At 38.0% G+C, this 22,755-nt stretch carries 22 protein-coding genes; 6 read left to right on the plus strand and 16 right to left on the minus strand.

The features are described 5' to 3' along the window. Positions 1-10: 10 nt before the first annotated feature. Positions 11-280 (minus strand): PTS sugar transporter subunit IIB, encoded by a 270-nt coding sequence (locus tag PVK63_RS05620; protein WP_130043479.1) that lies wholly within the window; start codon positions 278-280, stop codon positions 11-13. Positions 281-550: 270 nt separating this feature from the next. Then, positions 551-1,021 carry a hypothetical protein gene (locus PVK63_RS05625; protein ID WP_207215650.1) on the minus strand — a complete coding sequence of 157 codons (471 nt, stop codon included), beginning with the start codon at positions 1,019-1,021 and terminating at the stop codon, positions 551-553. A 399-nt stretch (positions 1,022-1,420) separates the two neighbouring features. Between PVK63_RS05625 and PVK63_RS05630 the strand changes: the two genes are divergently transcribed. Continuing rightward, positions 1,421-2,080 carry a nitroreductase family protein gene (locus PVK63_RS05630; RefSeq protein ID WP_130043477.1) on the plus strand — a complete coding sequence of 220 codons (660 nt, stop codon included), beginning with the start codon at positions 1,421-1,423 and terminating at the stop codon, positions 2,078-2,080. Between the two features lie 96 nt (positions 2,081-2,176). On the opposite strand, the gene PVK63_RS05635 is transcribed toward PVK63_RS05630, so the two are convergent. From PVK63_RS05635 to PVK63_RS05650, 4 genes are all read right to left on the minus strand, one after another. After that, a complete protein-coding gene (locus PVK63_RS05635) occupies positions 2,177-3,133 on the minus strand; it encodes a LysR family transcriptional regulator (protein ID WP_130086182.1) in 957 nt (318 codons plus the stop codon). Between the two features lie 137 nt (positions 3,134-3,270). After that, complete coding sequence (locus PVK63_RS05640) at positions 3,271-4,194, minus strand: Gfo/Idh/MocA family protein (RefSeq protein WP_130086181.1); 924 nt, start codon at positions 4,192-4,194, stop codon at positions 3,271-3,273. Positions 4,195-4,305: 111 nt separating this feature from the next. After that, entirely contained in the window at positions 4,306-4,842 is a 537-nt protein-coding gene (locus tag PVK63_RS05645; RefSeq protein ID WP_130086180.1) for a GNAT family N-acetyltransferase, read from the minus strand. A gap of 4 nt (positions 4,843-4,846) precedes the next feature. Then, positions 4,847-6,025, minus strand: a complete 1,179-nt coding sequence (locus PVK63_RS05650) for a MerR family transcriptional regulator (protein WP_130086179.1) — start codon at positions 6,023-6,025, stop codon at positions 4,847-4,849. A 135-nt stretch (positions 6,026-6,160) separates the two neighbouring features. On the opposite strand from PVK63_RS05650, the gene PVK63_RS05655 reads away from it, so the two are divergent. After that, the gene (locus PVK63_RS05655) at positions 6,161-6,850 is read left to right on the plus strand and encodes a DNA-3-methyladenine glycosylase I (RefSeq protein ID WP_130086178.1); all 690 of its coding nucleotides are present in this window, start codon (positions 6,161-6,163) and stop codon (positions 6,848-6,850) included. Between the two features lie 264 nt (positions 6,851-7,114). Continuing rightward, a complete protein-coding gene (locus PVK63_RS05660) occupies positions 7,115-8,896 on the plus strand; it encodes a methyl-accepting chemotaxis protein (protein ID WP_130086177.1) in 1,782 nt (593 codons plus the stop codon). A 54-nt stretch (positions 8,897-8,950) separates the two neighbouring features. Here PVK63_RS05660 and PVK63_RS05665 read toward each other — a convergent pair whose 3' ends face one another. Next, complete coding sequence (locus tag PVK63_RS05665) at positions 8,951-9,073, minus strand: hypothetical protein (RefSeq protein ID WP_274440005.1); 123 nt, start codon at positions 9,071-9,073, stop codon at positions 8,951-8,953. 453 nt (positions 9,074-9,526) lie between these two features. On the opposite strand from PVK63_RS05665, the gene PVK63_RS05670 reads away from it, so the two are divergent. Continuing rightward, positions 9,527-10,012: a hypothetical protein gene (locus PVK63_RS05670; protein ID WP_130086176.1), complete on the plus strand. Its 486-nt coding sequence runs from the start codon at positions 9,527-9,529 to the stop codon at positions 10,010-10,012. On the opposite strand, the gene PVK63_RS05675 is transcribed toward PVK63_RS05670, so the two are convergent. From PVK63_RS05675 to PVK63_RS05685, 3 genes are all read right to left on the minus strand, one after another. After that, positions 10,004-10,432: a hypothetical protein gene (locus PVK63_RS05675; RefSeq protein ID WP_130086175.1), complete on the minus strand. Its 429-nt coding sequence runs from the start codon at positions 10,430-10,432 to the stop codon at positions 10,004-10,006. The genes PVK63_RS05670 and PVK63_RS05675 overlap by 9 nt on opposite strands. A 35-nt stretch (positions 10,433-10,467) precedes the next feature. Continuing rightward, complete coding sequence (locus tag PVK63_RS05680) at positions 10,468-10,755, minus strand: hypothetical protein (RefSeq protein WP_130086174.1); 288 nt, start codon at positions 10,753-10,755, stop codon at positions 10,468-10,470. 268 nt (positions 10,756-11,023) lie between these two features. Next, positions 11,024-12,907 carry a methyl-accepting chemotaxis protein gene (locus PVK63_RS05685; protein ID WP_165371149.1) on the minus strand — a complete coding sequence of 628 codons (1,884 nt, stop codon included), beginning with the start codon at positions 12,905-12,907 and terminating at the stop codon, positions 11,024-11,026. A 449-nt stretch (positions 12,908-13,356) separates the two neighbouring features. Here PVK63_RS05685 and PVK63_RS05690 point away from each other — a divergent pair, with 449 nt between their 5' ends. Further along, positions 13,357-15,765 (plus strand): beta-mannosidase, encoded by a 2,409-nt coding sequence (locus PVK63_RS05690; protein ID WP_130086173.1) that lies wholly within the window; start codon positions 13,357-13,359, stop codon positions 15,763-15,765. A gap of 69 nt (positions 15,766-15,834) precedes the next feature. Here PVK63_RS05690 and PVK63_RS05695 read toward each other — a convergent pair whose 3' ends face one another. Both PVK63_RS05695 and PVK63_RS05700 read right to left on the minus strand, forming a co-directional pair. Then, positions 15,835-16,509, minus strand: a complete 675-nt coding sequence (locus PVK63_RS05695; RefSeq protein ID WP_130086172.1) for a nucleoside-diphosphate sugar epimerase — start codon at positions 16,507-16,509, stop codon at positions 15,835-15,837. 152 nt (positions 16,510-16,661) lie between these two features. Beyond that, complete coding sequence (locus tag PVK63_RS05700; RefSeq protein ID WP_130086171.1) at positions 16,662-18,032, minus strand: NCS2 family permease; 1,371 nt, start codon at positions 18,030-18,032, stop codon at positions 16,662-16,664. A 261-nt stretch (positions 18,033-18,293) separates the two neighbouring features. Between PVK63_RS05700 and PVK63_RS05705 the strand changes: the two genes are divergently transcribed. After that, positions 18,294-20,144 (plus strand): M3 family metallopeptidase, encoded by a 1,851-nt coding sequence (locus PVK63_RS05705; protein ID WP_274440006.1) that lies wholly within the window; start codon positions 18,294-18,296, stop codon positions 20,142-20,144. A 62-nt stretch (positions 20,145-20,206) separates the two neighbouring features. Here the strand turns inward: PVK63_RS05705 and PVK63_RS05710 are convergent, their stop codons facing one another. The 4 genes from PVK63_RS05710 to PVK63_RS05725 are packed head-to-tail and all read right to left on the minus strand — an operon-like array spanning position 20,207 to position 22,576. Beyond that, positions 20,207-21,040 carry a CsgG/HfaB family protein gene (locus PVK63_RS05710; RefSeq protein WP_130046755.1) on the minus strand — a complete coding sequence of 278 codons (834 nt, stop codon included), beginning with the start codon at positions 21,038-21,040 and terminating at the stop codon, positions 20,207-20,209. 22 nt (positions 21,041-21,062) lie between these two features. Continuing rightward, a complete protein-coding gene (locus PVK63_RS05715) occupies positions 21,063-21,464 on the minus strand; it encodes a curli assembly protein CsgF (protein ID WP_130043464.1) in 402 nt (133 codons plus the stop codon). Between the two features lie 9 nt (positions 21,465-21,473). Then, positions 21,474-21,935, minus strand: a complete 462-nt coding sequence (locus tag PVK63_RS05720; protein ID WP_274440007.1) for a curli production assembly/transport protein CsgE — start codon at positions 21,933-21,935, stop codon at positions 21,474-21,476. Continuing rightward, entirely contained in the window at positions 21,932-22,576 is a 645-nt protein-coding gene (locus tag PVK63_RS05725; protein ID WP_130046757.1) for a LuxR C-terminal-related transcriptional regulator, read from the minus strand. The genes PVK63_RS05720 and PVK63_RS05725 overlap by 4 nt, the downstream gene beginning before the upstream one ends. Between the last annotated feature and the right edge of the window lie 179 nt (positions 22,577-22,755).

The raw sequence follows: 22,755 nt of genomic DNA on the forward strand, positions 1-22,755 counted from the left end.
TAATCAGACCTTACATGAATGCTTTTAGTTGCTCTTCAATAGACACTTTATCAAAAATATTTTTAAGACTAATGATATTTTGCTTACCAGCAGCTTCTAATTGAGTGGCTACATCTGTTGCTGCAACCCAAATATCAGCAGTGCTTGATGCTGCTGATGATAAATCTTCATGATCAACTTCGGCTTCAAAACCAATTTTTTTAGCCACTTCTTTAACTGCCATTTCCATCATTAATGAAGTGCCTAAACCGTTACCACATACAACTAAGATCTTTTTCATTTTATATACTCTCTGTAGGATTAAGTGGAATGTATATTTCATTCCCTAGTAATTATGTTGAGAATCTTAATAGGTAAATTGAAGATTTAAATAGATCTAAATCACAAAGCCAAAATGAGATTGTGATGTAGATCTACTTAATGCAGTCTTATTAACAAAAAGCTTTGTTAATTTTTTCTGAGGAATTTGAAACTGTGATGGGGGTTGTATTTATAAATAGATGAGCTTTATTAATTCGACCTGTAAAAATAATCAATAAGTATTAGTTTATTACTTCCCGTAATCTGTCAGCATTTTTTTCAATAGATTATTTACGTCTTTGGTCTTTTTATTTCGTTTTGTTAGCGCGCTTAATGACATTGGCATTTTCGGCTCTTCTTTTTGTATTTCGCCTTCGCCTGCTTTGAGCTTCATTTTTTGTACGGCGGGCAATAACATTCGTACTTCTTCACCTTTTTCATCGGTTAAGAGGACAATATTTTCTGACTCCACTTGAACAATGGTTAATAAGCCATGTTTTACTGACTCTACTTTCTCACCCACCATAATGGACTCAGGCGGCACGGAACGATCAGCCAGTTGTCCACTTCTTAATTTTGCGGCACTAATCGCTCGGATATTCCCTGTATTCTCAAACGCTACAATCACGGTATGCGTATTGTAGTATTCGATCACGGTAACATAGCCGTGCTTTTTGGTTTTAAATTTTGCACCATTTTGCATATCGTGTGGCGCATCCATTTTCTTTGCTAACATCTGTCCTTCCTATCTCACACACTTTAACGAATCAAAGCACACTCTTTTGTACCTAGCTCGGTTTAGCCCGCAGAGAGTATATACATATAAAACATCAAGATAAATCTATCATTTAGGTTACAACTCACGCTTATATATAAAGCATAATCTAAAATATTGTATTTATCCTATTCTTAAAAACAGCTCGAATCTTATAGAAAAACACGAGTCCTGATGAACAAGAAACATTACTCTCCCGTTATCATTATGGAACTTTTCTTCCATAGTTATTGGGTAATTACGCTATTTCCCTCTTAGCGAGTTTTGTTTATCTTACTCACATCAACAGCGCGTAGGTCGGATGTTCCCTCTTACGCTTTTGTTCACCGAATTTAGGAAGTAGATATGACTCACCCAATTATTGCCGATTTAAACTCTCGTTACACAGCTAAAAAATACGATGCAACAAAACGCATCTCAGCAGAAGATATGGATGTGATTAAAGAAGCAATCCGCTTATCTGCTTCTTCAATCAACTCTCAACCATGGAAATTCATTGTTCTTGAAAGTGATGAAGCAAAAGAGCGTTTCCACGGTACGTTTGCGAATATGTTCCAGTTTAACCAACCGCACGCAAAAGAAGCATCACATACCATTTTATTTGCACACAACCCTAAATTTGATAAAGACCAATACCGTAAAGTGGTTGATGCTGAAGTAAGCTCTGGTCACCTTCCTGCTGAGCGTTACAACGACATGCTTGATGGTGCTTACGGTTTTGTTGAGTTGAATACTGATGAAAATGGCTTTAATGGCAACTGGACTAAAGCACAATCTTACATCGCTTTAGGTAATACGCTGCACACACTTGCACGTATGGGTATTGCTTCTACTTCTATGGAAGGCGTTGATGCTCAGCTAATTGGCGAAGAGTTTAAAGACGAACTTGGTGGCTATGTGTGTGACTTTGCTCTTGCTCTGGGTTATCACAAAGAAGTTGAAGATTATAACCACGGCCTTCCAAAAGCACGTTTAGCGATGGAAGATGTGATTACGGTTCTTTAAGAACGAATACCAATCTACATAAGTATTTGATCATTCTTGCTTGTTAACACAACCCTGCTCTTTTGAGTGGGGTTGTTTTTATTTATTGAGCTGTTTCTATTTATTGATCTGATACATGGTATCGAAGTTTGGGATATGTTGCTCCCAACGAGGTGGTTCGCCTATATACTCCTTCACGGCTGCAATAAACTCTCTCACTAACGCGGTCTGCTTTCTGTGCGGATATAAGGCATAAACCGCAAGCCCCTTATTGCAAATGGCATAGTGTGTTAATAACGGTTTTAGATTCATCTCTTCAATTGAACATGCCAAATTAGAAGACGCAATTGCGGCATAACCTAACCCATCTTTCACCCCTTCCAATAGCGTTCTTACGTCATTCACTTTGTAATTCCCCTTCATCTTGTAGTTTTTAAACTGCTTTGAATCAGGGCTTTCACTAAACCTAAGTGTATCCACCGTTAAGGTACCGTTGCTGTAGATAACCGAAGGTAGGCTAACTAACTCTTCTGGTGTGCTTGGTTCGCCATATTGTTCAATGAATTCATGGGAGGCTAAAACAATCGCACGAGTGTCTGCTATTTTTTTTGCAATCAAACTTGAATCATCTAAACGACCTAAGCGAAAAGCAACATCGAAGTGTTCGCTTATAATATCAGAGCGTTTGTCGTCCATTAGCAGCACAATCTCTACATCTGGGTACGATTTCATGAATTTACTGATCACAGGTTGCAGATACTGTTGCCCAATGTGCACAGGGGCAGTAATTCGAATACGACCTTTTGGCTCTGCATGATAAGAATCAGCAATAGTTTGTACATGGCCGATAGTATTAACCAATTGATGAGCTTGCTCTAAGATCTCTTCGCCGGCAGGAGTTAAAGAAAAGGAACGGGTGGAACGGTTGAGTAGTTGCACTCCAAGCTCTGTCTCTAATTTTTTGATCTGCTTAGAAAGCGTTGAATTGTCCATATCATGCAGCGCAGCGGCTTTGGTAAACGAGCCTTGTTGTACAACATCAATAAAGAGTGAAAGCTGATTAACCAGAGACATGACGGATCCTTTGTTTAAATAGAGAGGCGTTAACTAATGACATTATAAATCATTAACTAAAGCCTATTATACTGGTCTAAGAGTGAGATGGTATCAACGTATTAGCAGATAAATGACATTTATAGCTGTCTTCTATTCTACTTAGCAAGGATCTTTTGATAAATGCGTTCTGCTAATTGATGGCTGGCAATATTACGTTCTACCGTTGTTGTGGCTAACTTCCCTTTCTCTACAACACTGATCCAATCTTGGATCATATTCTCAAACCCTTTACTGGTTAGCATTGGCGTCCAATCTTTAAGAGAAAGCTTTTGCTCTGTATTATTTTGCCAGGTTTTCCCTTCTACAAAAGAGCTAAATTCAACGGCTTGATTCACATAACTTGCCGATACTCGCTCTGTTGTGATGCCAAAATGACGATCCATTGAAGCATGTAATAAAGTCTCACCAACTTGCCATTGCACATCTAATCTTGCTAGTTGATTGCCTTGCATTTGATGCGTGATATACAGATCATCTATCGTCGCCTGAGCGTTTAAGTTGATACTGTCTAATGGATGGATAAAATCATCAAAAATAAAAGTGCGAAGATCACCCGGCAAAGCATGACGGTGTTTCTCCCAGCGCAGTGAGCGTAGCTGACCTACTTCTCCGTTTGCCAACTCTGGTAAATATTGATTATAGAGCGGGATGTGGCGACGATTAAAACCAACATAAAGTGGCTGATTATGCTTGGCAGCAATAGAGTAAAGTTGCTCAACCTCTTCTGCTGAATCCGCTAACGGCTTATCTACAAAGGTAGGAACCCCGTTTTTAAGAAAGAAGGAGGCGATATCAAAATGCACCTGAGTAGCCGCATGGATCATTACCGCATCAACGCCCAAAGTTAATAGCTCTTGGTAATCTTCACAATATTGATCCACACGATATTTCTGTGCCAATTGTTTAAGTACTTCAGGATTACGAGTACAAAAAACCGGCTGAACATTCTCAAGCTGTGTGATGATAGGCAGGTACGCTTTTTGAGCAATATCACCCAAGCCAATGATTCCAATCTTCATGATGGTCCTTGTTTAAATACGATAGGTATACTGCAACGCTATCACAACTTTATAAGGCTGCCATCATTTATCAAATAGAAAATTAACGCTAACGAATAACAAAAACTACAATCACCAAAGTTCTGGTTTATTAAACGCTGGAACACATGAAGAGTCACCATCAATCCCGATCAGCTCTTGACCACTTAGAGATTGTGCTAACCAACCATGAGGGTAGCTAAGTGTAAGCGGTGCTTTAAATTGCGCTTCTGTTACTGGTTGGAAAGCCACTTTTGAATAAAAGCTAGGATCACCATAAGTAAACGCTAATTCCACACCTTCTTTTTTCATTGCTTGAAGGCCAAAATTAATCAGCGCCTGACCAACGCCTTTGCCTTGATAATCCGTATGTACAGCGACTGGCGCAAGTAAGAAGACACTGATAGCCGCTTCAAAAGTCAGTCTGGTGAATAAAATACTGCCTATCACTGTCTCATTTTCTGTTGCGACAAATACGTATAAGTCTTCAGCTTTAGTGGTTCCAATAAGGTCTTCTACTAGCTGACCAATTAACAGCCCCTCTTGCTCTCCTTCTGAGTCAGAAAAGGTTTTAGTAAATAGTGCGTTAATCTCGTTTGTTTGTGCTGCTGTATATAAAGAATATTTCATTGTCTTATCCTATCTTTGAATTTTTTAATATAAACATTTGGTAATCATATTCACCGGCTCTTTGGTGAAAGATTGCGATTTCACGCTCGATATCAGTCAAAACAGAAGAGCCGTATAATTCTTCTTTTAGCTCGTTTAATCTTGCTTCTAATGGGCGGTAATAGGCTTGCCAAGCTTCTTCACTGAGTGCGAAAGTATCAATCAATTCATAACCCGCGGCTTCTGCCTGCTTGATGCGATCAGCCGTAGTTGTCATGTCTGGATACTCTTTTTGCCAAAAATCGACGCTCTCTTGCTTTGGCTTATCAACGCTCCATACGGCGTCACTTAATACAAGTACACCGTCTTCTTTCAGTAATGGTTTCCACGCTTTTAGTGCCGCTTCAACTCCCATGATATAAGCACTGCCCTCTGACCAAATAAGATCAAAACTTGCAGCCTCACAAGGTAGGCTTGTCATGTTGGCGCAAAGCGTTGAGATCCTATTATCGAGGCCTTTTGCTTTCATTTTTTGCATTAACGCGTCTAGGGCAAACTCTTCATTATCTACCGCTGTGATTGTGGCTTGGGTATTCTCTGCTAATATCTGAGTCGCGATACCTTGCCCACTCCCAATCTCCAGTATGGTATCAATTTGGTTCGGTACTGTATTTAATGCTTTTAACGTATCTGCTTTACTGCCTGGCCCCCACGTTTCTAACGCTTCAAATACCAAGTTAAAATCTTGCATATAACGATCATGTTCATTCATGTCTTTTGATAACCACTTTAATCTCATGGCTTGTTTTTCATCAAACCCTTGTTTTATTAACCACTCTAAATGTGCTGAAGGCGCTTGTTGCTCAATGGTTTGATGCCACTCTCTCATTGAATTCATGCCAAGCATTGAGGATAGAAGATCTCTCGCTTTTTGTTTCTTTGCGATTTCATCATCTAATACGTCTAATCTATGCAGCAGCTTCTCTCTGTCTATTTTTGCCTCTAAACAAGCCTGACACTCTTTTAGTGACAAACCTCCTGCTTGCAGTTGCTGCAATAGCACTAGACGCTGAAGATCGTTTTCTGAATAGCTGCGATAACCATTGGCTTGTCGTTTTGCTGAAATAAGACCTAACTTCTCGTAATACAACAAGGTTGAACGACTTAATCCAACGTGCTGCGCTAACTCAGAAATACGATACATAAACTCTTTCCTCTTGGTTGATAACAAACACTATAAACTATGAAGCTTTAGACAGGTCAAGCGTTCACTCTTTTTAATACAAAAATAGATCCATTTATGCTTCAATCTCTTCATGCTTTTAAATCAGAGACAATCATGACTATTGAAAAATTTGAATCCATTTATCAACGAGCGGCGCAGCGTAAAGGTGGGGAAGCACAACTAGAGCTGATGCTACATAGGCCATTATCACCAGAAGAATTAGCCGCGATTCCGGATGATCGTTGGTTAGCAGTGTTTACAGAAAAAGTTTTTCAGTGTGGTATTTCATGGAATGTAGTTCGTAAAAAATGGCCGGAATTTGAAGAGGTTTTCTTTCAATTTCGTATTCAGCCTCTATTACTTCAACCTGATGAAACATGGGAAGAGAAAGCTAAAGATCCACGAATTATCCGCCATCTAACTAAAGTAATGACTATCCCAGCCAATGCCTTGATGATAAATATGGCAAGTCTAAGATATGGTTCGTTTGGCAAGATGGTTGCAAATTGGCCTAGTGACGATATTACGGGCTTATGGGCATATCTTAAAAAACACGGGAAACGCTTAGGCGGTAATACGGGTGCTTATGCATTACGCCAAATGGGTGTCGATACCTTTATTTTATCTTCCGATGTTGAGTGGTATTTGCGTCATTGCGATATTATTGATAGTGGTCGAGATACGAAGCGAGCACTTCAAGCAGCAACTCAAGCATTTAACCAATGGAAAACAGAATCAGGACGATCTTTGTCTGAAATTAGCCAAATAATTGCTTATAGCTGTGGGGATAATCGAGTCGTGTAATTTTCTTGGTTCTTAGGGAGATCATTCTGATCTCCTCTAAATTTATTCTTATTTTGTGTTGGAAATTAAATTTATCCACATGATATATGTAAGATTATCGTCTTATTTCTAATTCAAACCGAAAAACTCTATCCATTAATTGTCTTTTCCTCCTTGCATACATTAATAAATCAGATGAGTTTAATTGCCACATTTACGCTATTGATAATTCACAAAATAGTCGGTATGGTCGCAAAGTAATCGAAATTATGGACAGCCAATAAAATGAAAATTAAACACATACTTTACTCTTTATGCCTAGTCGGCGTACTCGGTATGATCTTTACCCTTGGGTATGCTTACAAGATAAGCCAAGATTCAAATCAACTCAATCAAGCCCGTTTAGATTTAGCAGAATTAGAAATTAATTTGCTTAATATGCGTCGTAATGAAAAAGATTTTATGGCAAGAATGGATTTAAAATACCTTGCTAAGTTTGATAAAAACGCCAATAAATTCATGGATAAAAGCCAAGAGATTTCTCAAATATTTGATGATTTTGACATAAAACTTGAGCGTAATGATCTGATAAAAAAAGAGTTAGAAGAGTATCAAACTACTTTTCAGCAGTTAGTGAGTGCCTACCAAGTATTGGGGTTAACTCAACAAGATGGATTGCTTGCGAATTATCATAAAAATCGAAAAGTATTATTCTCGAAAGCGTTTCGTCAGCAAAACATCAGTTTGTTAGAAGGGATTTTACGCTTTGATGAAAGTGTTGCTAACGGTAACCCTATTACTTTAAATAATTATACGGGTGAGCTATTTTCATTGGCTTCTAATGCGAACGCTGTTATCCAACAAAACATCACATTAGGCTTAAAATACGATCAAGGATTAAAAGGCGAAACTCGTACAGAGTCTTCTGAAGTTGAAAGTAATTTCTCTCTGTTAGCTAAAGAGTTAAACGAGAAAGTGGATGAATATATTGCCTATTTAAATTGGCAAAAATACCTTGTATCTGGCTTTTTAATCATCATATTAATTGCTCTGTCTATTTCTCTCTCTTTGATGATTGTTCGCCGTATTTCAAACCAAGCTAATGTTATTAAAGAAATTACTGATACTAATAATATTTCATTACGAGCTCAAAATATGGGCAATGATGAGATCAGCCAAATAGGGTTAAGTTTTAATCAATTACTGGATAAAATTCACTCTCTGCTCGGTGATACACAACAAAAATCAGTTCACTTAGCAGGTAGCGCATCTTCAATGAGAACTCAATTGGAGGGAGTATTACGCGATTTTGACCAGCAGTCACAGCATACAATGATGATGGCTACGGCCGTCAATGAAATGAGCCTAACTGTCGCTGAAATTGCAAACAATACTGAGGCAGCAGCAAGCAATGCTACCCAATCACATCAGCATGCGACAGAAGGCCAAGAGACCTTGCATGCCGCATCTCAAGAGATCACTCAGTTATCGAGTACTCTGATCTTAAGCCAAACAGACATTTCGCATTTAAGTGGCTTAGTTGGTCAAGTAGGTAGTGTGGTTGAGATGATTCAAAGCATTGCAGAGCAAACCAATCTTCTAGCGCTTAATGCCGCAATTGAAGCGGCTCGTGCCGGTGGACAAGGCCGTGGGTTTGCAGTTGTTGCTGACGAAGTTCGTTCTTTAGCAACAAGAACCCAATCATCGACTGAAGAGATAAGAGCAATCATTGAATCCATTCAAACTCAAACCGATAAAGTAGTTACTAATATTGAGAAATGCAGCGAGCAAGGTGAGAGCTCTGTCGAGAAAGCCCGCAGTGCAGAAGCGATATTAAATAAAATCATCATTGATATGTCGACCATTTCTGACTCATCAATTCAAATCGCCTCAGCCATTGAAGAACAAAACACAACAACCAACGAAGTAAGTCAAACTATCACTGAACTTAATGACTTAACTGACAGTAACATTCACTCAGCACAAGCTTGTTTAACTGAACTGCAACAGGTAGCAGAGCAAGCTGAGGAGATGAAAGAACAAGTGTCGCAATTTAAGACCAGCTAAAAATTAATGCTAAATTAAAAAAGACAGCCATATAAAAATATCGCTGTCTTTGTTTTATTCTTTCTTATTAAGTTCAAGTAATATGCCAACAGCCAATACTGCTATCACTATTGTCACGGCATAACTCATCCATATAACAAGCTCTGTTAGCGGGCTTAACCCATCTGAGATAATCATCACTCCTCCTTGAGTAATATCTGTTTCAGAACTCTATTCTACTCTTATTTGTTACATTCAAAATGTGACGTTAGCCAAAAACATGACTAAATACCGAGCATTAATAGCTCATTTTTTAAGCTCTTGTTATTGTTACTTCTGACAATTACATAAAAACACAAGTTAACTCTAAATGAGCCTCATAGGCTCACATTTTGATTTGCTAAACTAAAATTTGATTCCATAATTAAATACAAGAATAAAAACAACAAAAGAGAAGATGATGGATAAACCGATTTGCCCATGCTGTCGCCAACAAAAAGAATGGTTTTATAGTGAAACAAGCGGCATTTGGTATTGTATTTGTGGCCATGTCATTTTTATAGCCTAACGCCAAAAATTTATAAATAAACAAGAAAAATCAATATTATCAGACTACCATTACAGCTAACCCTCTCACTTTTAGGTGTCTGAATGAAATGGATTTCACTGTCTGGTTTACTTTTAATTTTCGTTACAACAAACGCCTTTTCAACCTCTCTAGAGGTCGCTTTTTTAGGTTACAGTAACCATTATGTGGACCGAGATTATAATTACAATGAAAGCCACCAGTTAATTGGATTAAGCATCAATAATGGCTTTAGTATTGCTCATTTTGTCAACTCTTATCACAATAAGTCAACATTGATAGGTTGGAAGTTTAGAATGGATGACGAGATAAAAATGTACGATCTATCCATTCATTTAGGAGCTGTCGTTGGCGTTGTTACAGGCTATGAGCAGGACCAAATCATCACTTACATCAATGAAGATATTAGCTTGTATTTAATACCTCAGCTAATCTTTACTTACCCTATTACCGACACAATCGCCCTTTCTGTTGTAAATGGTATTGTGCCAGATTCAAAAGGCATCATTTTGATGCACCACCTGCAATTGTCTTTTGATGATTTATTTTAATTTTTTCGCTCTTACAAAAGCCGTTAATAATTTATCAAAGTCTAACCGATGAGTACTTTTTCCTATGGTTCCTTTATTTCCATTCGTTTTCTCTATCTCTAATGTGTATCCCTTACGAGAAAGATAACCTAACACGCTAAAAAAAATAAACACAACGGATGTCACGGCTTCAACTAAATAATCAGATAATTCATCCCCACTTAACGCATCTAATATTGGCAAGATTAAAAACCACCCAATGGTGTAAAACATGATGACACTAAATATGCCAAGCCCCATTCCATACTTAACACGATCTTTTCTTTGCCATTGAATTATATTAAGACCTAAAATATTCTCTAACTTTTCCTTATGGCCTTGATAGGTAAAACTGCTTTCTGTGAGCTGATATTTCTTCGAATCAAATAATATCTTATCCATGTTTGTCCCTTCTAATTTATTATTATTGCGATAAGTTATTTAACTTTCTTAGAAAAAATCATTTTATAGATAGATTGAAGAAAGACGACAAAGCCATAACTAACATCCGTTTTTCCATACTCATCAACTGCATAAATAAAGTTTGATTGAAATTTTTCTACCGCTTCTTTGGAAGAGTCTGCATAGATAACATCATCCTCGACTTCAAAGCCTTGATCTAAGATCGCAGACTTCTCTTGTAAGAACGAACTTGATGCCATATCAAGAAAGGTGTATTGCTTACGATTGCTATTGGGAATGCAAAAGAATTGATATTTAGCCATAGCTAGTTTCCTCTATTAAATAAAACGTCTCAAAAATGATTTAAAATTGGATGTGATATTTTATTATTTAGAGTTAACAAATATTTTTATAAAGCTCATGAATGAATCTATTTATTTACAGTAAAACAATCAATCAATAAATCAGTAGAAGTTGATCTAACTCTCACTATACTCAGTTTATGTATACAAAAATGCCTCCATTAAATCTTATTAACAAATAACATTATTAATAAGTTCAACAGAGGCATAAGTACTTTTTTATTAAAATCTAATATTTAAATAAGTTCACTTGGTTATTTAGCTGTGTTGTTATCTCACGTAATTCTTCTGATAATTGTTGAGAATTTTTCGCTTCAGTTGACATTTGATCAGACACGTCACTTGCCGACTGAATATTTTGACTCACTTCATCAGTCACTGATCTTTGTTCTGCTGCTGCATTTGAGATCTGCATTGCCATGTCAGATATCTGCTGGATAGAGAATGAAATCTCTTCTAATGCGGTGGTTGCATTATTCGCATCATCAACACTTGATTGAGCAAATTTCTTACTCTCATCCATGCTGTGTACTGCACTATTAGTATTGCGTTGCAGTGTTTCAATCATCTGGCGGATCTCATCCGTTGAGCTGTGTGTTCGCTGTGACAGCACCCGAACCTCATCAGCAACAACCGCAAAACCACGACCTTGATCACCAGCACGAGCGGCCTCTATTGCCGCATTTAGCGCTAATAGATTTGTCTGCTCAGCGATATCACGAATCGTTGAAAGTATCGTGTTAATTTGCTGTGCGTTACTTTCAAGCTCTTGAATTATTCCTGATGCATTATCAACTTGGTTAGCTAGGTTTGTAATTGATTCTTGATTGCGAATAATGACTTGCTTGCCTTGCTCACAACTTTGAGTTGAGCTAATTGCTGATTCTGCCGTTAGCTGCGCATTGTTAGCTACCTCTTGAGCCGTCGCTGACATTTCATGTACCGCTGCTGCAATTTGAGTAATTTCATTTACTTGAACTGCTAGGCTGTCATTGGTTTTAGATGCCACCTGCGTGCTGACTTTTGATTGAGAATTTAACTCTGATGATGACGTCGCTATGTCTTTAATTATAGTATGTAGCTTTTCAATAAAGGCATTTACATGAATAGCTAAATACCCTATTTCATCTTTTGTATCTACTTTAATACGTTGGGTTAAATCCCCTTCGCCTTTAGAAAGGTCTTCCATCGCTTTACTTAAGACATTCAATGGTGCCAGTGCTTTTTTAATCAAGAACATTGCTAAAACAGCAATGATCATTAACTGTAAAACAACCATAAACGCAGAATCACGGATCACACTACGAACCGAGGCAAACGCTAGATCTTTATCAACAACAGCGATGAAGTACCACCCAGTTTTAGATATTGCAGCAGCCGTTACAAATGCTTCTTTACCATTAACTGTAGTTTCACTCTGGCTGTTATTTTTTGATAGTTGCTTCACTTTATTTAAAGAAAAATCTGGACCCAATACTGAAACCGATTTTTGAGTCATATTGCGATCTTCATGTGCAACAAAGTTGCCTTGTTCATCAATTAAATAAGCTGAAACACCCTCTTGATTTATCGATAAAATATCATCCACAATAGTTTGAATACTAATATCAGCACCAATAACACCACTAAACCCATTCGTATGAAATGAATCAGCAATGGTCACAATAAGATTGCCAGTTCCCACATCCATATATGGGCTTGTAACAATAGGATCTGATGATTTTTGTGCCGCTAAATACCAATCTCTAATTCTTGGATCATAATCATCAGGAATGGGCAAATCACGGCTTTGATAAAATTTACCCGTTGATAAACCAGCATAAGCGATATCAAATTGACCTGATTTTTCTGCTTGAGTAAAATAGCTAATTGGTTTATCAGAATAAGAAAACGACTTTTCTGTCGCTAATAAGATCTGTATCTTTCCATCAATCCACTTCTCAATACCCGCAATACTGGATTGCGTAATGGCTAATGAGAATTGCTCAACAGACCGATGTGTTTCTTTCATCAATTGCTTACCTGTCATATAAGTTTGAATTGATGCCATAAACAAAATAACCACCACAAACATGAGAGTTAACTTATTTTTTATTGATATATTGTTGTACATGATCGTGCCTAATTACTATAAATTCCATTTAAACTCAAAATAACAGCGCTCTGCTACTTCATTTTGGACTACACCAAATAAAATCCTGAATGTCTTATACAACTGACAGAGAACGAATGCATTCACTAGAATTATATATCATGATTTACATCAATAAGATTAAATTCGAAATTGAACCAAGAACACATTCAAGCAATTTATACTTCCAAACAAGTCTATTAATTAGGCTAGTATATTGCGTCCCGCCCCAAAAAACAACACACCACTCCGTTTATATTAAGGGTAGATAATAAACAACACACATTTGAATTGTGGTTACGCTCTAATTTATTAAAATTAATAATAAAATTTCCATCTTATCCGAGAATATAGTCACATATTTTCTTTTATTACAGACATACACTCCTTGCCATTCTCTCTTTATTAATACGGCATCAGAAGGATTTTTTATGTCGCAAGTTTCTCTCAATGGCGATTGGACACTAACTTCACCTACGCACCCAACAATTTGCATTCCGATGGTCATTCCTGGTGATAATTATCAAGCCCTTTATCGCGCTAACCTTATCCCTCACCCTTATCAAGACACAAACGAACAAGATGTACAGTGGGTTAATCAATGTGATTGGCACTTATCTCGCACCTTTTCTTTATCTCAATCTAACCTAGACGCCTCTTCGTTACTTTTGAATTTAAGCCGTTTAGATACCCTTGCTGATGTTTTCATTAACGATGAACTCGTATTACGCAGTTCTAACATGTTTCAACTGCATCGCATTGATATCACTCCATTTGCTGTTTTAGGTGAAAATAGGATCTCGATTCATTTACATCGAGTTGATGAAGAAGCAAAAAAACGAGCAGAGACCTTACCTATGCCAATTCCATGGGCTATCGGTAATAATCAAATCCCACATATGAATTTAATCCGTAAAACACAATGCCACTCTGGTTGGGATTGGGGGATCTGTTTATTGGTTTCTGGAGTGTATGACCCTATCACGATTGATGTGATTAACTCTATCGCCTTACATTCTGTGCACACAGAGCAAATTTGGCATCAAGGCAGTGTCGATGTTGTGGTTTCCATTAGGCATGAACCCATTGCGGAACAGCAATTGACAATAACTTTTGCAGAACAAACTCAAACACTACTTAGCAATAGTAGTGGTGAAAGTAGCACGATTTTTCATATTGAAGATCCAAAGCTTTGGTGGCCCGCAGGCTATGGAGAACAACCGCTTTATACACTGAATGTTGAACTTGATAACCAATCCATATCTAAGAAAATTGGGCTTCGTCAGTTAGAGTTAAATAATAAAGCAGACCACATAGGTTCTGCGATGGAGTTTGTTATTAATGGGTTTCCTATTAATTCAAAAGGGGCAAATTGGATCCCGATGGATGCCATGCCAAGCCTCGAATCAGAAGCTCGCTATCGTGAATTATTAAGCAGCGCAAAAGACGCGAATATGAATATGATCCGCGTGTGGGGTGGTGGGCAATATGAATCAGATATGTTCTATAATATCTGTGATGAATTAGGGCTAATGATTTGGCAAGACATGATGTTTGCTTGCTCACTATATCCATCAACTGAAACTTTTATGAATGATGTTGAGCCCGAGATCCGCCAACAAATTCAGCGTTTAAAAGATCACCCCTCTATTGTGCTTTGGTGTGGCGATAACGAAGTAATTGGTGCCATTGGTTGGTACGATGAATCCAAGAATAACAAAACTACCTACACGGTTAATTATGACCGTTTAAACCGTAAGATTGCTCAATGGATTGCAGAAGAAGATCCTAGCCGTCGTTTTTGGAGCAGCTCACCGTGCAATGGAGATATGGATTTTGGTGATGCATGGCACAATGATAACCGAGGCGATATGCACTTTTGGGATGTTTGGCACTCTGGTAAATCATTTAATGCGTATTTAGATATCAAACCTCGTTTTTGCTCTGAGTTTGGTTTTCAGTCATGGCCTTCTTTTGCGGAAGTAAAACGTTTTGTTCCAGAGCAAGATTGGAATGTCACCTCTCCAACCTTTGAGAGCCATCAAAAGAACGGACGCGGCAATAGCATTATCACCGAAATGTTTACTCGCTATTTTCGCTTCCCATCTAGTTTTGAGAATATGCTGTATTTAAGCCAAGTTCAGCAATCTATTGCGATCAAAACAGGGTGCGAATATTGGCGAGCTATCAGCCCTATATGTCGTGGAATGCTGTATTGGCAACTTAACGACAACTGGCCTGTCAGTTCATGGTCTAGTATTGAATACAGCGGCCGATGGAAACAACTTCATTACCACGCGAAACGATTTTTCGCGTCGACCTATGTGCCTTTTGAAGAAACAGAAACCGAGTTACGTATTCGAGCAGTTAATGATAGCCGTGATGAAAACCATCTTGATGGCACCGTTTATTGGATGGATTTTGATGGTGAGATATTAGGCCAATGGTCTATGAATTATACGATTGAAGCAGATGGTAATGATGTTATTTGGTCGTTATGCAAAGAAAAATTCCAACTAAATGCCAACAATAGTTTCTTTTTTGTTGAGACGAAAGTGAACGGTATTCAAAATGAAAATACATGGTTTGCAGCCCCAACCTTCAAACCACTTACGCTTAAAAAAGCAAAAATTGAGGTGGCACTAAATGGCCCTGAAATTACCTTACGCTCTGATAACCCTGCATTTTTTACCCACTTAGAGCACGATGGTAATGGTCGTTTCACAGATTCAAGCTTTACATTATTACCGAATACACCGCGAATTATTCACTATATTGGTGATGATATTGAAACACTTAAGCAAACTCTGCGAGTGTATGATTTATCCAATAGCTATTAAACGCTGCAATATTGGACTTTATCGATAATCAAAAGCCAATGGAATATACCATTGGCTTTTTTATACTAATTACTTTTGCAACCCAAACATCGCTTTTGATGTATAATGGTGTATGCCTCTCAGCTGATTATTTTCTAAGGCCAAACCAAGCATGCATTGAGCCACTTTTTCCCCTTCAATTGGCTTATAATTAAGTAAAAAGCCTTTCATAATAGGTGTGAATACTCTTGCTACTGCCTGCAATAATACTTCGTCTTTTCTTGGCTCATCCCTGTCTCCTGCTAATGGACCAGGTTGCATAAACGTCACACTCTCAAACCCAATGCATGATATCTCAGTTTCCATTTGTCCTTTGCATTTTAAATAGTGAGATAACGCTGAAGGTGACGCCCCGATGCATGAAACCACATAAACATGCTTAACACCTATATTATACATTTCCTTGGCAGTATTAACGACTAAGGTGAGATCAATCGCTTTTAATGCGGCTTTGCTGCCTGCTTTTTTTAGCGTAGTTCCCAAAGTAATAAAGCCTATTGTTGGTGAGGCTTCTTGTACTTGTTCTTTATTGATTTTCAACTCTGAGTCTATCATTTGAACTAGCTTTGAGCTACTCGCATCTAATGGACGACGACTGACACTGTATACGCGGCTTATATCGTCACTCTTCAATGCAAAGTTCAATAAATGGTTCCCTATGAGACCGGTAGATCCCGCAATAATAATCGATGTTGGATTAGACATAATTTACTTCTTAAGCCGTTATTACTGATACTTTTAGCCTAACCCTTAATGGCCAAGCTGTCTTGTTTTTATATAAAAAAAGCCAGCGAACTCTCTCACTGGCTTCTAAAAATGTTAATTTCAGTGCAATTACGCTTCTCGGAATGGAACGATTAAATAGCCCAACCACCCACATAGAATACAATTAAAGCAACAGTAATAGAGACAATACCCACATTCAGCTTCTTAAGCTCGCCAGCAAATACACGGCCAACAACAAGCGTCGTAAAACCAATCATGATACCCGTTACGATGTTGGCAGAAAGAATAATGAATACCGCACAAACAAGGCCAGATAATGCATCTACCGAATCTTCAAAATCCAGCTTCGACACGTTACTTAGCATCAGTAAGCCAACGTACATCAGTGCAGGAGCCGTTGCGTAAGTAGGAACTAAGTAACTAACTGGCGATAAGAAGATCATCACTAAGAACAACACACCAACAACCGTTGCTGTAAGGCCTGTTTTACCACCCGCTGCAGTACCTGCTGCAGATTCAATATAAACAGCCGCTGGTGCACCACCAACAAGACCAGCCACCATTGAACTTGCAGAATCTGCAGTTAAGGCTTTACCGCCATCAATGATCTTGCCATCTTTATCTAGTAAGTTCGCTTGACCAGCTAACGCACGAATTGTACCTGTTGCATCAAATACCGCTGTCATAACCAAAGCAATAACAACAGGAAGAATCGCAGGTGTTAATGCCCCCATGATATCCATAGAACCAATTAACGAACTGCCATCTGCGGTTTCTAAACTCGGTAAAGCAAAAAAGCCATTGTAAGTTACGCTTGGATCGAAGATTAAGCCGATAACGGAAATAGCCACAATCACCAACAGAATACCACCAGGAACACGCTTCTTCTCTAAACCAAAAATAGCAGCAAGACCAAGAACAGACATGATCACAGAGAACGACTTAATGTCACCTAACATAATAGGTAGGCCTGCGTGTGCATTTTTTACGATTAAGCCTGTACCATCCGCAGCAATCAGCAATAAGAACAGACCAATACCAATACCAGTACCGTGAGCAATACCTGATGGCAGGTTATTTAAGATCCACTGACGAACGCCTGTCACCGTAATAAGCGTAAACAAAGCCCCCATGATAAATACAGCACCAAGCGCAACCGGAATACTCACCCCTTGCCCTAACACCAGACTAAACGCGGTAAATGCCGTTAATGAAATAGCACAGCCAATCGCCATTGGAAGATTTACCCATAACCCCATTAGCAATGAACCAAATGCCGCTACTAAACAGGTAGCAACAAATACAGCACCGGTATCAAACCCTGCGGCACCTAACATGCTTGGCACAACGATAACCGAGTAAACCATCGCTAAAAATGTCGTTAGACCTGCGATCATTTCTGTTTTCACGCTGCTGCCACGCTCAGAGATCTTAAAAAAGCCATCAAGTTTTTTATCTAAATTAGATTGTGGTGCCGTACTCTGTACATTGCTCTGCGACATTAGAACATTCCTTAAAATAGGTAACCGTAAGTGGAGTTAATTTTCTGCGCGCATTTTTGCATAAACTGAGAGAAATATAAATAAGCAATCGTTACCGTCTCAGTATTGCAATGAGTTACTGTAAAATATTCTAATTTTTTATAACATCTTAAAATCTGATCCTAACCTTTAAATAAACGAGCTTTTTAAAGCCTACTTATAACTTGTATCTTATCTGTGTCATAATTCATCTCCTACAAGTCTGTATTTAAAGGGAAGAAAATGACTGCTACTGCTTATCTTAATGACTTAAACCAACGTTATTTATCAATTCATCGCACTAAAGAAAACTTCTTTTGGGACACCTATATGGGGTTAAGTGATGATCACCAAGGCTCTACTGAGGCCGAGACTTCATGGACTAAATTTTTAAGTAATGCAGAGCAAATAACTGCAATTAAAGAACAAATCACTCTTGCAGACACAATAGAAAATATCGAAGAAAAAAAACAAACTCTAATTGGGTTAGCGGGGTGGTTAGACACTTTTGAATCTCATGCAATTGAATCTGAACAAGCTCAAACTCTAAAGTCAGAGTTAATTAAGTTTGAAGCTGGGCTGTTTGAGAAAAAACAAAAACACACCATGACGTATGTGAACGAAGAAGGAAAAACAGTTGAAGGTTCTCTTCCTGTGCTCGCTTCTGTTGTTCGCACTAGCTCTGATGAAAATACCCGCCAGTCTGCACACCAAGCGTTTCTTGGCTTAGAGCAATGGCTATTACAAAACGGATTTATTGAATTAATTAAACTACGCAACAAATTTGCTCGATCTCAAGGTTTTGATACTTTCTTTGATTACTCAGTAACCAAAAAAGAGAAAATGAGTGCAGATGAACTGTTTGCCATTTTGGATGATTTTGAAATCCGTACTCGTGATTGTAATCAAACCAGTTTAAATCAACTCGCCTCAGATAAAGGCGATAATGCGTTACTGGCTCATAACTTTGTATTCTCGTTTGCTGGCGATGTCATGCGTGAATTAGACCCTTATGTGCCGTTTTCTAAATCGCTGCGTCGTTGGGTTGAATCATTCGGACGCTTAAACATCGAATTCTCTGGCGCAGAATTAACCCTTGATTTATTGGATCGTAAAGGCAAATACCCAAATGGTTTCTGTCATGGTCCTATCCCTTCTTTTTATGATGAAAAAGGTGAATGGGTTGCTGCAAAAGTAAACTTCACTAGTAACGCTAAACCAGACCAAATAGGCAGTGGTTATGATGGTATGAACACCTTATTCCATGAGGGCGGGCATGCTGCACATTTCTCTAATGTAAAAATGAATGCTCCGTGTTTCTCACAAGAGTTTGCACCAACATCAATGGCCTATGCTGAAACACAATCTATGTTCTGCGACAGCCTATTAGAAGATGCCGATTGGCTAAAACAGTATGCTCTCGATGCCGATGGCAATTCAGTTCCTGATTCAATAATCAAAGCGATGATCGACAGCAAACAACCTTTCCGTGCATACCAAGAGCGCAGTATTCTTGTTGTTCCTTATTTTGAACGAGCGCTTTATCAATTATCGGATGAAGAGTTAACGCCAGAAAATATTACGGCACTGGCTCGTGCAACAGAGAAGAACATTCTTGGCCTAGCGTGCAGCCCACGTCCATTAATGGCAATCCCACACTTGGTTTCTGATGAAGCCGCTTGCGCATACCATGGTTATTTACTTGCGCACATGGCGGTATATCAAACTCGTGCTTATTTTACAGAGAAATTTGGTTACTTAACCGACAACCCTAAGATTGGTCCATTATTAACAAAACATTATTGGAATGCCGGTAACAGCGTTAGCCATAATGAGTCAATTATTGCTTTAACTGGTGAAGGTTTTAACGCAAAGTATCTCGCTGATAAGTGTAATTTATCGGTTGAAGAGGCATGGAAGTCGGAGCAAGAGAAGATCGCAGAATTAGCTTCTCGAAGTCAAGCCGAGGTAGCGCCATTAAACGCTTCTATCACTATTATTGATGGCGCTAAAACGCTAGCAAGCAATACAGATTCAAACGCAAAAATGTGTGATGACTTTGAGGCCTATATTATGGAAACATACGGTCGTTAATATAGATAAGTAATCCGTTTATCATCACATAATGGTAAACGGATTACCTCACAATGCCGGCATTATAATACTTGGTGAGTTTCTGAAGCGTATTTAATGAAAATAGGATTGTCTTTACTGTCTTGATTTTCTGGACGCCACAGCCCTTCCTCTATTCCTTTCACAATTAAGTGAATAACAGCAGAATCAATCGCTGACATTAAGGCGATATTTACAGGCTCGTTGTTGGTATAACCTAGCTCAACCTCTAACAACTCCTTGTAATCTACAAACCGAAAAGCACCTGCTGATACTTCATAAGACAATATGGTTTTACTGGTTGTGACACTCGTTAAAATCTTACCGCTACGCACATCAACCGCTCGAATATTTACCGTCACTTGATCCGCTCTATATTGCCCTGAACCTCCAATACCTAAGTATCTAGCCCCTGCACCACCTGTTTTAATATTTGAATCATACGCTACGATTCCCCCCTCAATCATAACATTTGCAGATAATAAAGATGGAAGCGTAGAACCATGATTAGAAATCGATTCTTGCTTTTTTTGAGCCGCTCTAATAATTTTTCTTTCCGTTAATAAGTTTTGCAATCCTTGACGCTCTAGCGGGTGAAACCATTCTGAGTCCAGTAATGCCATCGTTAAAAGCGCTGTCCCACCTTGTGGTACTGCCGTTGAGAAGTTACTGTTTGGTTGTGGTTTATACTGTCCCGTTTGGTCTCTAAAATCATATACAGAGACAAAAATTTTCCCTCTTGGTTTAGGTAAAGAAATAAGGTCTACATAGCTCGCACCGCGCTGCATTAATGTTGGCGATTCTGAAGTTTCAGGCACGTCAATAGAATTAGAACAACCCGAGATAATAAAAAGTAATAATAATATTGAATATTTCATTGCTGATTCCTTAGCTTAGAAATTAATCGGGAGTAAGACCACTCACTTGTATTTCTGAGGTTTCACCGGTTTCTTTGTCTACAATCTGAATCAGTAAAGCGCCAGAATCATCAACAATGTTTAATATAAAATCATCCGTAATAAGCTGTCCTGTATTACCATTACCTACATCCGCTAATAGCTGACTTATTAGACGAGATTCCAAACTAGAAGTGAGGCGATCTAGTGCCGATTCTTGCTCAAATAATGAATCATCTTGCGGACCTTTATAATCATTAATTGCATTAGCACCAGCAAAAAGGTGCGATGTATTTAATGGGTTTCCACCAAAATTAGGATTCACAGGTGTGTACACTAATTCACTGGCTTGGCTTAACGGTATAAAGCTAGCTATTATGATGAAAAATATATTCCTTATGGCCATATTAACCCCTTAGATCTCAGGAAGTTCAAGATCATATGTATCTCTAAATAATTTCTCAGTTTGCCATTTTATGATGTATTGATTTACAGCCTCTATCGCTTGATCCGCTTTTTCGTCTGCTTGCCTTTGCCCTGGAGAAAGCGCTCCTCTGTAAACCACTTTATCAAAATGATAAACCCCTATAATGCTGCCAGATAAGGCCGTCGGCCTCTCCTTTACTGTCAAATTCACATCTATATCGTCATATTTGCTGTTCATTTTCATCGAAAAAGCAAAATAAAAATCACGGCCTAATCGCGTTAATGTCCGGTCAATGATCAAGCCTTCAATCTCAATTAAGTCATCAGACTCATCCACCTTATTGGTTTCTAATGGTGTTTTTGATTCGAGAGTGTCTTGAGCGTTTGATGCATTAGAAAACAATGACGTAAAGAACAACAACATGATTAAGAATATCGAGAAAAATCTCATAAAAAATCCTCTTTAAAATCAAATCCTTTGGCCCACATCATTGCTTGTAATCGGTTTTTAACATTTAGTTTTTTAAATATATTATAAAGGTGTGTTTTAACTGTATTTTCACTAACAAAAAGTTCGTTTGCTATATCTATATTTGACGCACCTAGTGATAACAACTTTAATATTTCCTTTTCTCTGCCTGTCAATGATATCGATGTTGACAATATTCCATTTTGTTTCTCTCGATATGAAAATATAATTTCTTTGGTGATTTCTCTAGTAAGCCACATTTCACCACCTATTATTTTTCGAACCCCTTGAGAAATAACATCAATGTTATCAGTCTCATAAAAAGCACCAACAACATTTGGATACTTCATTATATCTTTAGACATATTAGAATCAGTAACATTAAATAGAATCTCTTTAAATCTTAATTTTCTTTTATTAATAATAGATAAGTAGCGTTTGTATTTTTTATCTGTTTGATTTTTTAAATCTAAAATTATAAAAATATCTTCACTGGACTCACCTATCGAACTTAATTCATCAAAACTTAGCGCAACGATATTCATACACGATGATTTCTCTATTAAATCAACAAGTAACGAAGAGTATAAAGTTTGACATGATGATAAGTAATAAAAACTCATACCGAACCCCCGCGATGAATGTTATTTAAATCTAGTTTCATAACTCAACTATATCCAATAAATAACTAATAAACTAATGACTACCTACACCAAAGTCTCACTATTGAGAATACTATAAGAGCAGTAAAAATGAGGGGCCTAATACTTTAGTTTGTTTTTATTTATTCTAAATATCATAA

It is taken from the genome of Aliivibrio sp. S2TY2 (genome assembly GCF_028765525.1).
GTDB classification, from domain to species: Bacteria; Pseudomonadota; Gammaproteobacteria; order Enterobacterales; family Vibrionaceae; genus Aliivibrio; species Aliivibrio finisterrensis_A.

What these genes read in the sequence shown, in the direction of transcription:
- PVK63_RS05630 (WP_130043477.1), top strand. Translation starts at nt 1,421, where the DNA reads ATGACTCACCCAATTATTGCCGATTTAAACTCTCGTTACACAGCTAAA.
- PVK63_RS05635 (WP_130086182.1), bottom strand. Translation starts at nt 3,133, where the DNA reads ATGTCTCTGGTTAATCAGCTTTCACTCTTTATTGATGTTGTACAACAA.
- PVK63_RS05725 (WP_130046757.1), bottom strand. Translation starts at nt 22,576, where the DNA reads ATGAGTTTTTATTACTTATCATCATGTCAAACTTTATACTCTTCGTTA.
- PVK63_RS05695 (WP_130086172.1), bottom strand. Translation starts at nt 16,509, where the DNA reads ATGTCTAATCCAACATCGATTATTATTGCGGGATCTACCGGTCTCATA.
- PVK63_RS05650 (WP_130086179.1), bottom strand. Translation starts at nt 6,025, where the DNA reads ATGTATCGTATTTCTGAGTTAGCGCAGCACGTTGGATTAAGTCGTTCA.
- PVK63_RS05685 (WP_165371149.1), bottom strand. Translation starts at nt 12,907, where the DNA reads ATGTACAACAATATATCAATAAAAAATAAGTTAACTCTCATGTTTGTG.
- PVK63_RS05715 (WP_130043464.1), bottom strand. Translation starts at nt 21,464, where the DNA reads ATGGCCATAAGGAATATATTTTTCATCATAATAGCTAGCTTTATACCG.
- PVK63_RS05710 (WP_130046755.1), bottom strand. Translation starts at nt 21,040, where the DNA reads ATGAAATATTCAATATTATTATTACTTTTTATTATCTCGGGTTGTTCT.
- PVK63_RS05660 (WP_130086177.1), top strand. Translation starts at nt 7,115, where the DNA reads ATGAAAATTAAACACATACTTTACTCTTTATGCCTAGTCGGCGTACTC.
- PVK63_RS05700 (WP_130086171.1), bottom strand. Translation starts at nt 18,032, where the DNA reads ATGTCGCAGAGCAATGTACAGAGTACGGCACCACAATCTAATTTAGAT.
- PVK63_RS05640 (WP_130086181.1), bottom strand. Translation starts at nt 4,194, where the DNA reads ATGAAGATTGGAATCATTGGCTTGGGTGATATTGCTCAAAAAGCGTAC.
- PVK63_RS05675 (WP_130086175.1), bottom strand. Translation starts at nt 10,432, where the DNA reads ATGGATAAGATATTATTTGATTCGAAGAAATATCAGCTCACAGAAAGC.
- PVK63_RS05680 (WP_130086174.1), bottom strand. Translation starts at nt 10,755, where the DNA reads ATGGCTAAATATCAATTCTTTTGCATTCCCAATAGCAATCGTAAGCAA.
- PVK63_RS05625 (WP_207215650.1), bottom strand. Translation starts at nt 1,021, where the DNA reads ATGGATGCGCCACACGATATGCAAAATGGTGCAAAATTTAAAACCAAA.
- PVK63_RS05665 (WP_274440005.1), bottom strand. Translation starts at nt 9,073, where the DNA reads ATGATTATCTCAGATGGGTTAAGCCCGCTAACAGAGCTTGTTATATGG.
- PVK63_RS05690 (WP_130086173.1), top strand. Translation starts at nt 13,357, where the DNA reads ATGTCGCAAGTTTCTCTCAATGGCGATTGGACACTAACTTCACCTACG.
- PVK63_RS05655 (WP_130086178.1), top strand. Translation starts at nt 6,161, where the DNA reads ATGACTATTGAAAAATTTGAATCCATTTATCAACGAGCGGCGCAGCGT.
- PVK63_RS05620 (WP_130043479.1), bottom strand. Translation starts at nt 280, where the DNA reads ATGAAAAAGATCTTAGTTGTATGTGGTAACGGTTTAGGCACTTCATTA.
- PVK63_RS05670 (WP_130086176.1), top strand. Translation starts at nt 9,527, where the DNA reads ATGAAATGGATTTCACTGTCTGGTTTACTTTTAATTTTCGTTACAACA.
- PVK63_RS05705 (WP_274440006.1), top strand. Translation starts at nt 18,294, where the DNA reads ATGACTGCTACTGCTTATCTTAATGACTTAAACCAACGTTATTTATCA.
- PVK63_RS05720 (WP_274440007.1), bottom strand. Translation starts at nt 21,935, where the DNA reads ATGAGATTTTTCTCGATATTCTTAATCATGTTGTTGTTCTTTACGTCA.
- PVK63_RS05645 (WP_130086180.1), bottom strand. Translation starts at nt 4,842, where the DNA reads ATGAAATATTCTTTATATACAGCAGCACAAACAAACGAGATTAACGCA.